The organism is Phytohabitans aurantiacus, assembly GCF_027923225.1.
Classification (GTDB): Bacteria; Actinomycetota; Actinomycetes; order Mycobacteriales; family Micromonosporaceae; genus Phytohabitans; species Phytohabitans aurantiacus.
Map to the genome: position 1 here is coordinate 798,077 of NZ_BSDI01000007.1, position 10,965 is coordinate 809,041.

Genomic DNA, 10,965 nt, shown 5'->3' on the forward strand with positions numbered 1-10,965 from the left:
GCGTGTCGAAAAAACTCATGAGCTACCGCGATGTCCGTCGCGCTCCAAACCGTCGCTCCCGCGGCCTCACCCCGCGCGTCCCCACGATCAACCCCGTCGCGGGCGGGCATATCGCGGAACGGTGCTTGGTCCGCGGCGAAGACGGTACGGTCTAGCCGGAAGGAGTCGCCATGACGGATGACCGCAAGGTATCGCCGCGCGTGCTCGCGATCTCGTGGGGCCACATGGATGTCGAAGGGCTCACGCCGGGCAAGGACTTCAAGCTGTATCCGGGCGGCGGCCGGCTGTGGGACTGGTCCGAGACCGGCACGCAGCACCGCCCCGGCGTCCAGCCCGTCGACGTCGAGGAACTCCTCTCGTACGGCGCCACGGTCGTCGTGCTGTCGCGCGGGATGCAGCTCCAGTTGGAGATCGACCCGCGCACGCTGGCGCTCCTCGGCGAACGGGGCGTCGCGGTGCACGTGGCCGAGACGGTCGAGGCGGTCCAGTTGTACAACGATCTGGCCCTCACCCAGCCCGTCGGCGGCCTCTTCCACTCCACCTGCTGAGCCGCCAAGGGAGCGTCGCGTTGCTGTCGGACCTACTGGACGAGATCGAGCGGCAGGGACCGGATCCGGTCGTGAGCCTGGAGTCGTTCTTCGAGGGCAACGACGATCCCGGCTCGATCGGCTGCAACCTCGACGACCATCCTGGGGTGCCGCGCTTCTACGCCGTGCTACGGGCAGTCCGCGAGCGTCGCGACGTGCACGGCGTGTGGGTCGGGATCACCGAGGTGTTGGGGCCGGACGAGTGGCCATTCAGCGACACGGTCTACGTGGTGACGTCGGCTCCGTCCGACCAGGTGGCGGTGTGGACGGCAGAGCTCCAGCCGGACGAGCCGGGACCGGACGAGTGGACGCCCGAGCCGCCGGCTCGGCTGAAGCCGGTGCCGGCGGGCGCGCGGGTGGTCACCGTTTGCTGGGACTGAGGCTCAGGATTTCGCGGGCGGTTTGTTCTGGGGTTTGGCCGTTGGTGTCGATGCGCAGGTCGCCGACGTTGGCTCGGTCGATTGCCTCGGCGTGCGCTGTCGCTTCGCGGGCCGCGCGTTTCAGTACCGGCGTGGGCTGGCCGTTCAGGGCGTCGCCCGCGATCGGTGGGCCGCCGCCCTGGCCGCGGAGCATGACGCGTTCGGTGAGCTGTTCGGGGTCGGCGTGGAGGCGGCAGATGGTGATCGTGGCGGCCGGCATCGCGGCGGTGTACGCGTGGACGTCGGCGTCGGCGTCGAGTGGGCCGACGACGACGACGAGGCGCTGGGCGCCGATCGCGTGGTAGGTCTGCCAGAGTGCGGCCAGGTTGCGGGCCTTGACGTCGTGGTTGCGCGGGTCGCCGGCCGGGGCGGGGCGTAGGAAGCCGATCTGGTCGAGGTCCACAAAGGCTGCCACGCCGTCGCGCCTCATGATGTCCCACGCCTGGTAGCCGGCCGTGGACTTGCCGACGGCGGTGGGGCCGCACACCCACAGGATCTCGGCCGGCACGGGCGTCGGGTCGGGGCGCGGCGCCGCCTCGGGCTCGCCGTCGGGCAGGACGGGCCAGCCGCCGGCCCGCTCGCGTACCAGGTCGATGACCTCGTCGACCGACAGGCCGGTGGTGTCGATGGTCAGGTCGCCGTGGCCGGCGCGGTCGAGCACGTCGGCGTAGCTCAGCGTCCCGTCGACGTCGTCACCGGGCCTGCCCCGGCCCGCGAGGCGGTGTCGCAGCTCGTCGTGGCTGCCGCGCAATCGGCATAGCGTCAGCGTGGCGTGCGGGTACCGGTCGACCGCCACGCCGTGCTCGGGATCGGTGACGCCGGAGACGACGGCGCACCGGGCGCCCGCGCTCTGGAAGGTGGCGAGCACCTCCGCGAGGTTGTCCGACTTCATCCGGTACCGGCCGGGGTCGGAACGCGACGGGTCGGGTGCGTACTCGCCAGCGGTGGGCGGGGCGTAGCACATGCCCAGCTGGTCGATGTCGACGTACGCGGTCGCGACTCCGGCGTCGCTGAGCCGCTCGAACAGCCGCCAGCCAACCGTGCTCTTGCCAACGCCCGGTGGCCCACACAGCCACAGCACCGGAATCCGATCCACGATCGGCAGTATGACCAATTCAACCGTTTCGCTCGACGCGTTAATGGGCTCGCGCGCCGACTCGCGCTCGGTGAGGATGTCCGGGTGAGTGTTCCAGCGCGGCAGGTGCGAGCGCGCTATTCGGACCAGACGATCATTGTGTACCAGGCGTATCCGGCGGAGATCGCCGCGCCCGCGGTCGCCGCCGGGCGGTTCGTAGGGCCGTTCAAGCGCGAGCGCATGACGTGGATCAAACCGTCGTTCCTCTGGATGATGTACCGCTGCGGCTGGGCAACCAAGCCCGGCCAGGAGCGCGTGCTCGCGGTGGAGATCACCCGGGCCGGGTTCGAGTGGGCGCTGGGGCGGGCGTGCCTCAGCCACTACGTCTGCGACCTGTACGAGGATCGGGCCGCGTGGTCGCGCGCGTTGCGCAGGAGTCCGGTGCGGGTGCAGTGGGATCCGGAGCGATCGCTGCGGCTGGGTCCGCTGCCACACCGGTCGCTCCAGGTTGGACTGTCGGGTGAGGCCGTCGGGCGATACGTCGACGAGTGGACCGTCTCGATCACCGAGGTCACGCCGCTGGCGCGGCGGATGCGAGGGCTGCTGGACGAGGGCGACGAGGCGGCTGCCACGGCGCTGCTCCCGGCGGAGCGGCCGTATCCGTTGCCGGAAGCCGTCCGCGCCACGATCGGTGCGGGCCTCTGATGGCCCGGGTGTCGGAGGAGGATCCGGAGTCGCCGACGGTCGATATCCGGATCTGAAAATCGTGCGGGTCTGGCACAACAGATTCGGGTGCTCGCGCGTCCTCGGGACTGAGGGAGGTGGCCATGAGGGACACCGACGCGGCATTCGACGCGTTTGTGGTGACGCGCGCGCCGGCCCTGTTGCGTTACGGGTACGTGCTCAGTGGCAACCCGCACGACGCGGCCGACCTAGCGCAGGAGGCCCTGGCACGGCTGGGGACGGCCTGGTCGCGCGTGCAGCGCAAGGGTGACCCGGAGGGGTACGTGCGCACCACCATGGCCCGATTGCACATTAGCTGGTGGCGGCGCCGCCGGCGGGAAAGCCTGGTCGGCGAGGTCCCCGAACGGGGGTATGCAGACCCGGGACTCGACGAGGTCGAGGTGGACCCGGGGCTGTGGAGGGCCCTCGCCGACCTGCCCGCACGGCAGCGGGCGGTGCTGGTGCTCCGGTACTACGAGCTTCACACCGACGAAGAGATCGCCACGCTGCTCGGCATCTCCCGCAGCACGGTGCGCGGATACGCCTTCCGCGCGCTGGAGACGCTGCGTGCGAGCTGGCAGGACCGCTCGCGGAGCACGGCAGGGGGTGCCCGGTGACCACGCCGATCGAGTACACGTTGACCAGTACCCTCGCCGCTGCCTCCTCGGCGGCGCCGCAACCGGATCCGGGGTTTCTCGCCGCTGTGCGCCGGCGGCGGCGCCGCCGGCAGCGGCGCACGACCATCCTCAGCGCCTGCGCCGCCGTGCTCGCCGTGGTCGCCACGGTCGCGGTGGTCGACCAATTCAAGCCGGTACCGGTACAGCGCTTCGGTCACCTGCTGAGCCCTGACCGGATACCGGATTTCTTCAACCTCGCGCCGCCCGAGCGGGTGTGGCCGGATGCCGTGCACCGGTTGCCGGCGAAGCTGCCGGATGGCTCGGACTACACGGTCGTGGACGTGCTCGGCGACGGGCGGTACCTGGTCGCGGACGTGCGCCCGATCGACGAAAGTGCCGGCCCATCGGTGTTCCACCCGGCCAGCGGCACGGTCACCGCGCTGGCGACGTCCGCGGTGACGGCGGGGCTGGCCGAGGCCCGCCTGCTGATGGCCCGGGGCGTCGGCGACCGCGTCGTGTGGTTCGTCGACGCTCGCCGGAACGGCAAGTCGGCGCGCGAGCTGTGGTCGGCGCCGGTCGCCGGCGGCGCCGCCACCAGGCTGGCCGCGACCAAAACGGGTCCCGGAACCTTCAGCGTCGCCGGTGACACGGTCATGTGGGAGGAGCCCCGCGGCGCGGGCTACGACGGGGTGGTGATCCGGCGGGTCGCGGCCGCGGGCGGGCCGGTCACCGATGTACCGGGCTCGACCGGGTACTGGTTGACGCTCGACGGGCCGTGGCTGACCTCGAAGTACACCGGCACGCCGTTTCCGGACGAGCCGCAGGACCGGGGCGACCTGCTCAACGCGGTCACCGGCGAGCGGGTGCCGTGGACCGCCAACCCGAAGATCGCGGCGGCGCGGTGCGGGCCGACCTGGTGCGGCGGCACCGGGCCGTACGGCCTCGCGGCGTTGCAGGACACCAACGGCGGCGGCTACGTCGAGCTGAAGGACGGTTGCTCGCTCTATCCGGCCATGGGCGGCCGGCTCGCGGTGGGCCTGCTGTACAGCCAGCCGATCGTGTGGGATCGGGCCACCGGCCGCGCCAGCGTGCTGACGTACAACATGGGGCGGGACCGGGGCGAGCCGGTGGTCCAGGTCTGGCCCGCGCCCGGCGCGCTCATGGTCCTCGACCTGCAGGCGATCGCGTAGGCCCGTCTTGCGGCGGAAAACCCGTTGCGCGCCGGCTGACCGGCTGATTCTCTGACCGTGTAAACCGCCGACCTGAAAGAGGAGCAGGAATGCGAGCCACGCCCATCTCCATCGAAGACCTGTTCGTCGATTCGAGGGGTTGGCCGTTTGCTCCGCAGCACTCTGAACCTTGGCATCCTGGCGCACGTCGACGCCGGTAAGACCACACTCTCCGAACGGCTGCTCTACGCGGCCGGCGTCATCGACTCGCCCGGGCGTGTCGACGATGGCACGACGCGCACCGACTCGCTCGCGCTGGAACGCCAGCGCGGCATCACGATCCGGTCCGCCGTCGTGTCACTCACGATCCGCGGCACGGCGGTCAACCTGATCGACACGCCCGGGCACCCCGACTTCGTCGCCGAGGTCGACCGGGTGCTGGGCGTGCTCGACGGCGCCGTCCTCGTGATCTCCGCCGTCGAGGGCGTGCAGCCGCAGACGCGGGTACTGATGCGGGCACTGCGACGGCTGCGGGTGCCGACGCTGCTGTTCATCAACAAGGTCGACCGCCGCGGCGCCGACGTCGACCGCGTGCTGGCGGAGGTCGAGCGCCGCCTCGGTGTCACCTGCGTGCCGATGACCCGGGTCGAGCGGCCGGGCGCCCGCGACGCGCGGGTGGTGCCGTGCCCGCCGGACCGTGACCTGCTGACGCAGGCGCTGGCCGGCAACGACGACGCGCTGCTGGCGGCGTACGTCGAGGACGAGGCGCGCGTGACGCCCGCGGTGCTGCGGCGTGAACTGGCGGCGCAGACCGCGCGGGCCCTGGTGCACCCGGTGTACGCCGGGTCGGCCGCCACGGGCACCGGTGTCGCCGAGCTGATGGACGGTCTCGTCGAGCTGCTACCGGTCGCCACGGGTGACGCGGACGGGCCGGTCGGCGGCACGGTGTTCAAGATCGAGCGCGGTGCGGCCGGCGAGAAGATCGCGTACGTGCGCATGGACTCGGGAACCCTACGCACTCGCGATCCCATCCATAGTGGACTCATCCACAGTGGACCCGACAAGGTGACCGCGATCAGCGTCTTCGAGGGCGGGGCGTGGGTGCGGCGCGACGCGGTACGCGCCAGCGAGATCGGCAAGCTGTGGGGCCTCGCCCACGCGCGGGTCGGTGACCCCGTCGGCCGGTCAAGCGCCTCAGAGGCGAGACAGCACTTCGCGCCACCTACATTGGAGGCGGTGGTCGAGCCGGTGCGGCATGAGGACCACGTGGCGCTGCGCGCCGCCCTGGCGCAACTGTCCGAACAGGACCCGCTCATCAACGTGCGCACGGACGGCGCGGAGCTGGCGGTGTCGCTGTACGGCGAGGTGCAGAAGGAGGTCATCCAGGCCACGCTCGCCGACGACTTCGGCGTGGAGGTCGTCTTTCACGGTGCCACTCCCCTGTACCTGGAACGGCCGGCCGCCTCGGGCGAGGCCGTGGAGCTGCTGCACGGGCCCGGAAACCCGTACCTGGCGACGATCGGGCTCCGCGTGGATCCGGCGCCGCCAGGGTCCGGTGTGGACTTCCGGCTGGGCGTCGACTATCGGGGCGCGCCACTGTTCGTGTACCGCAACCTCGACGAGTTCGGGGAGAGCATGGCCGGGTACGTGCGGGAGGCCCTGCGCGAGGGGCCGCACGGGTGGCCGGTCAGCGACTGCGTGGTGACGATGACGCGGAGCCAGTACAGCGTGCCGGACGGGCCGCCGTCGACCCGGGGGCCGCTCAGCACCGCCGCCGACTTCCGCAAGCTCACGCCGCTCGTGCTCGGTCAGGCGCTGGCGGCCGCCGGCACGATCGTCTGCGAGCCGATGTCACGGGTACGCGTCGACGCGCCAGCCGACACGCTGGGCGCGCTGCTCGGTGCGCTGAGCCGGCTGAGCACGGCGGTGGAGGCGCCCGATGTGCGTGGCGGCGAGGTGACCGTCGAGGCGGTACTGCCGGCCGCGAGCGTGCCACGCCTGCAGCGCGACTTGCCCGGGCTGACCAGCGGCGAGGGCGTGCTCGACGCGACGTACGCGGGTCACGAGCCCGTGCGCGGGCCCCACCCCGTGATCAGGGCGTCCCTCAAGTCGCCCTGACGACTTCAGGTACGCCCTGATCACGGAAGGGGGAATGCGAAGCGCGAACCCGGCTCACTCAGCGCCCCCATCGACGGCGTGACACTCCACAGTGCACTCAGCTCGTCGGCGACCGCGGCCACCAGCTTCGGTACGTCGGACGGCGCGCTGTCGTGCATCGCCTCCGCGACGATCAGCACCGACGTCGTGTCCGCGCGCACCGCTGAGTGGCCGCTCTGCCGGTGCGTCCACCGGCGCGCGTGCGCCTCGCCACCCGCGTCGGCGAAGACGAGCTCGCCCGGCTCGGGATGCTCCACCTCTCCCGAGAACGCCAGGTACCGCTCGTCGCCCGTCGCCGGCCGTACCCGCAGGTCACCGGCGATCCGGCTCGCGTCGAGCGCCGCCACCGGGATCGCGAACGCCACCGAGATCGCGTTGCACAGGTCGATCAGAGGGTGGATGCGCGGCAGGTCGCCCTCCTTGCGCAGGCGGCGCAGCAGCGACTCGGACGCGCACCGGTACTGGGTCGGCTTCAGCCCCATCCGCCCGAAGGCGCGCCGCCACGCCTGAATCTCGGGCAGCTTGGCCTCGGTGCCGTCTGCCTCGGTGCCGCCCGCGAGGCGCGCCCGCGCGATCGCCAGGTATCGGGCCACGACCGGTTCGACGGGAAGCTCGGGCGCGACAGGCACAGTGGCGGTCAGGCCGGTCGCGTACACCGCGCCCGCGACCAGGTCGGGATGCGCCGCCCAGACGGCGGGCGCGTGCTGGAAGTACCTGCTCACCACGCCACTCTGCCCGCCACGGCGGCGCGACTGCCAGGGCCAAAGGCAGCGCGGACGACCGGTCCATTCGCGGTCGTGCTGAGAGCGCGACGGTGACATCACGTCGAGTAGTCTCTATCCTTACCCTCGGGAGTCGACTGTTAGGGGAGCCGCCATGGATCGTGCCGCACCCAGCCGTCAGGCCAGCGAAGCCGACCCGTTCGAAGCCGTCCGGCACACGCCCTTACGCCGGATCGCCACCGACAACATCGACGCGGTCAATGCCGTCCGGCGCCGAGTGCTGCACACCGAGTCCGGCCTGGCCTCCATCGGGGCCACGCCGTTCAATTCCGCGATCTGACGAATCTATTGCGGTATTTCGTTCTCAAGGTGCACAGCCGGTGTGACCTGGCCTGTGACCACTGCTACGTATACGAGCACGCCGACCAGAGCTGGCGCACCCGGCCACGGAGCATCGCGCTCGAAACCGTGCGGGCGGCCGGCAAACGCATCGCCGAGCACGCGGCCACCCACGCGCTGCCCGGCGTCCAGGTGATCCTCCACGGTGGCGAGCCGCTGCTGCTGGGCGCCGACCGGCTCGACGCCGTGCTGGCCGAGTTGCAAGCCACCATCGCGTCGGTCGTCCGGCTCGACCTGCGCATGCAGACCAACGCCGTGCTGCTCTCCCCCGCGATCTGCGACGTCCTGCTGCGGCACGGGGTGCGGGTCGGCGTTTCGCTCGACGGCGACCGGGCCGCCAACGACCGGCATCGCCGGTTCGCCAACGGGGCGAGCAGCCACGCGCGGGTGCTGCGCGGGCTCGCCCTGCTGCGCCAGCCGGCGTACCGCTCGCTGTACGCCGGCATCCTGTGCACCGTCGACGTGGCGGGCGACCCGGTCGCGGTCTACGAGGCGCTACTGGCCGAGGCGCCGCCGCGCGTCGACTTCCTGCTGCCGCACGCCACGTGGGACCGGCCGCCGCCACGCCCGGGCGGGACCGCCACGCCGTACGCCGACTGGCTCGGCCGGATCCACGACCGCTGGACGGCCGGCGGGCGCCCGATGCCGATCCGCCTCTTCGACGCGCTCTCGTCCACTGTGGAGTACCGGGCCGGCGGCACCGAGGCGGTCGGCCTCGACCCGGCCGACGTGGTGGTCATCGAGACCGACGGCGCCTGGGAGCAGGCCGACTCGCTGAAGACGGCGTACGACGGGGCGCCCGCGACCGGGTTCGACGTGTTCTCGCACAGCGTCGACGAGGTGGCCGGGCACGCGGGTGTCGCCGCGCGCCAGAACGGTCTCGCCGGAGTCTGCGCCACCTGCCGGGCGTGCCCGGTCGTGCGGCGGTGCGGCGGCGGCCTGTTCGCCCACCGGTACCGCTCGGGGTCCGGGTTCGACAACCCGTCGGTCTACTGCGCCGACCTCAAGGCACTCATCGCCCGGATCGACCCGTCGCCGGCCGATGTGTCGCGGGCCGAGCGCGGGCAAAGCGTAGACGGGAGCGGTCGAGACCCCATGTCGGATCGGGACATGCCGGATCGGGAATTGGACGCGATCGGCTCCGGATACGGCGACGCGGCCGCTATGGCCCGGCTCGTCGAGTCGCAGGTGCCGATCACCCGCGTCCTGCTGTCGATGGTCGGCGAGACCGAGGCCGCCACACCGGCGTGGGAGCTGCTCGAACACGTCGACGCGGTGGCGCCCGAGGCGGTGGCGGCGGTGCTCGCGCACCCGTACGTGCGCGCCTGGGCGGTCCGCTACCTGGAACAGCCCGCACACCGCGACACCGACCGGGGGCACCTGGCGTGCGTCGCCGCGGCGGCCGCGGTACGGGCCGGGGTCTCCGCCGAGCTGGCGCTGCCGGTCCGCGACGGCCTCGTGCACCTGCCGGCGCTCGGCGCGTACGCGGTCGCGTCACCGTCGATGGAGACCGCCGAGCTGTCCATCGCCGAGGGCGAGTTCGAGCTGCGCGCCGCCGCCGAATGGTGGCCCATGAGGTGGCTCGACGCCGGCGGCCAGCGGGTGCCGGTCGAAGACACCGACCCGTACCGGGACTGTCACGAGTGGCCGGTGGCCGGCCGCCTCAGCACCGCCGCCGCCGGCTCCTGGCAGAGCCTGCTCACGGCCGCCTGGCAGGGCATCCACCGGGACGCCCCGGCACACGCGCCCGCGGTCCGAGCGGCGTTCCGCGCCCTGGTACCGCTGGTCACCGACCCCGGTGGCCGGCTGCGCAGCGCCACCAACCGGGACGCGTTCGGAGCGGTCGCGGTCGCCGACCCGGGCAGCGGCGACGCGCTGGCGCTGCTGCTCGTGCACGAGGTGCAGCACGTCAAGCTCGGTGCCGTGCTCGACCGGTACGACCTGGTGGACAAGGACCATCGCGAGCTGCTCACCGTGCCGTGGCGGCCGATCAAGCGGCCCGCCGAGGCGGTGCTGCAGGGCGCGTACGCCCACCTCGCCGTCGCCGACGTGTGGCGGGCGCGCAGCCGCGAAGCCGACTCCGAAGCCGCGAACGAAGCGGCCGAGCACTATCACCGGTACCGCGACTGGGTGACCGGCGCGCTCGACGCGTTGCACCGCACCGGCGCGCTGACCGCCGACGGCGAGCGGTTCACCCGCCGGATGCGCGAGACGGTGGAGAAGTGGCGTGACGACCATCGCTGAGCGGGCGACGACGCGGGCCCAGGCGCACGCACAGGCGCGGCTCGCGGCCGACCTGGCGGCGCTCGGCCTGCCGGCGGGGCGGGACGTGCTCGTGCACTGCTCACTGCGCCGGGTCGGCCGGATCGCGGGTGGGCCGGGCACGCTGGTGGCGGCCCTGCGCGACGTGCTCGGCCCGGCCTCGACCATCGTCGTACCGACACACACCACCGGAAACTCGACCACCACCCGGCGGTTCCGGGCCACCGCGACCGGGCTCACCGCGCCCGAGGTCGCCGCCATGGAGGCGCGGCTGCCGGCCTTCGACCCGGCGGCGGCCACCTCGCACGGCATGGGCGCGATGGCGGAGTACGTCCGGCGGGCGCCGGAGGCGGTACGCAGCCGCCATCCGCAGACCTCGTTCGCGGCGCTCGGCCCTCGGGCACGCGACTTCACAGCTGTCCACGATCTGGCGTGCCACCTGGGCGAACGCTCGCCCCTGGGCGCCCTGTACGCGGCCGGCGCGGTGATCCTGTTGCTCGGCGTCGGGTACGAGTCGTGCACGGCGCTGCACCTGGCCGAGTACAAGCTGCCGTGGACTCCGCCGGACCGGCGGTACCACTGCTACGTGATCGAGAGTGGACGGCGAGTACCCAAGGAGTTCTTCGCTCCTGACCTCGACGACCGCGACTTTCCCGCGCTGGGCGCCGATCTCGACCGGACGGAGTTGGTGCGCAAGGGCACGGTGGGCAACGCCCCCTCGCGATTGATCGAGATGTGCGGAACCGTTGATTTCGCTGTCGAATGGTTGACAGCGCGGCGAGGGCCATAGCCATTCTGGGTTACGAGCGTTGGCGAGGGTTCTTAGGATGTTGAT

Annotated in this window: 11 protein-coding genes; 9 read left to right on the plus strand and 2 right to left on the minus strand. The window is 72.2% G+C overall.

All coding sequences use genetic code 11. The features are described 5' to 3' along the window. Positions 1 to 170: 170 nt before the first annotated feature. On the plus strand, positions 171 to 548 hold the full coding sequence (locus QMG73_RS11140) for an Mth938-like domain-containing protein (protein ID WP_281894281.1): 378 nt from the start codon (positions 171 to 173) through the stop codon (positions 546 to 548). Positions 549 to 568: 20 nt separating this feature from the next. Then, positions 569 to 967 (plus strand): hypothetical protein, encoded by a 399-nt coding sequence (locus QMG73_RS11145; RefSeq protein ID WP_281894283.1) that lies wholly within the window; start codon positions 569 to 571, stop codon positions 965 to 967. Here QMG73_RS11145 and QMG73_RS11150 read toward each other — a convergent pair. After that, the gene (locus QMG73_RS11150) at positions 948 to 2,102 is read right to left on the minus strand and encodes an AAA family ATPase (RefSeq protein WP_281894285.1); all 1,155 of its coding nucleotides are present in this window, start codon (positions 2,100 to 2,102) and stop codon (positions 948 to 950) included. The two genes, QMG73_RS11145 and QMG73_RS11150, sit on opposite strands and share 20 nt — an antisense overlap. A gap of 84 nt (positions 2,103 to 2,186) precedes the next feature. Between QMG73_RS11150 and QMG73_RS11155 the strand changes: the two genes are divergently transcribed. From QMG73_RS11155 to QMG73_RS11170, 4 genes are all read left to right on the plus strand, one after another. After that, a complete protein-coding gene (locus QMG73_RS11155; RefSeq protein WP_281894288.1) occupies positions 2,187 to 2,786 on the plus strand; it encodes a DUF4291 domain-containing protein in 600 nt (199 codons plus the stop codon). Between the two features lie 122 nt (positions 2,787 to 2,908). After that, on the plus strand, positions 2,909 to 3,421 hold the full coding sequence (locus QMG73_RS11160; protein WP_281894289.1) for a SigE family RNA polymerase sigma factor: 513 nt from the start codon (positions 2,909 to 2,911) through the stop codon (positions 3,419 to 3,421). Continuing rightward, positions 3,418 to 4,611 carry a hypothetical protein gene (locus tag QMG73_RS11165; RefSeq protein WP_281894290.1) on the plus strand — a complete coding sequence of 398 codons (1,194 nt, stop codon included), beginning with the start codon at positions 3,418 to 3,420 and terminating at the stop codon, positions 4,609 to 4,611. The genes QMG73_RS11160 and QMG73_RS11165 overlap by 4 nt, the downstream gene beginning before the upstream one ends. A 147-nt stretch (positions 4,612 to 4,758) precedes the next feature. Then, entirely contained in the window at positions 4,759 to 6,708 is a 1,950-nt protein-coding gene (locus QMG73_RS11170; protein ID WP_281894293.1) for an elongation factor G, read from the plus strand. A 20-nt stretch (positions 6,709 to 6,728) separates the two neighbouring features. Here QMG73_RS11170 and QMG73_RS11175 read toward each other — a convergent pair whose 3' ends face one another. Next, complete coding sequence (locus QMG73_RS11175) at positions 6,729 to 7,469, minus strand: B3/B4 domain-containing protein (protein ID WP_281894295.1); 741 nt, start codon at positions 7,467 to 7,469, stop codon at positions 6,729 to 6,731. A 154-nt stretch (positions 7,470 to 7,623) separates the two neighbouring features. Here QMG73_RS11175 and QMG73_RS11180 point away from each other — a divergent pair, with 154 nt between their 5' ends. Genes QMG73_RS11180 through QMG73_RS11190 form a run of 3 tightly spaced genes read left to right on the plus strand, consistent with a single transcriptional unit; the run spans position 7,624 to position 10,920 of the window. Next, entirely contained in the window at positions 7,624 to 7,809 is a 186-nt protein-coding gene (locus QMG73_RS11180) for a hypothetical protein (protein WP_281894297.1), read from the plus strand. A gap of 8 nt (positions 7,810 to 7,817) precedes the next feature. Continuing rightward, positions 7,818 to 10,112, plus strand: a complete 2,295-nt coding sequence (locus QMG73_RS11185) for an FxsB family cyclophane-forming radical SAM/SPASM peptide maturase (RefSeq protein WP_281894300.1) — start codon at positions 7,818 to 7,820, stop codon at positions 10,110 to 10,112. Beyond that, entirely contained in the window at positions 10,096 to 10,920 is an 825-nt protein-coding gene (locus QMG73_RS11190) for an aminoglycoside N(3)-acetyltransferase (protein WP_281894302.1), read from the plus strand. The genes QMG73_RS11185 and QMG73_RS11190 overlap by 17 nt, the downstream gene beginning before the upstream one ends. The last annotated feature ends 45 nt before the right edge of the window (positions 10,921 to 10,965 follow it).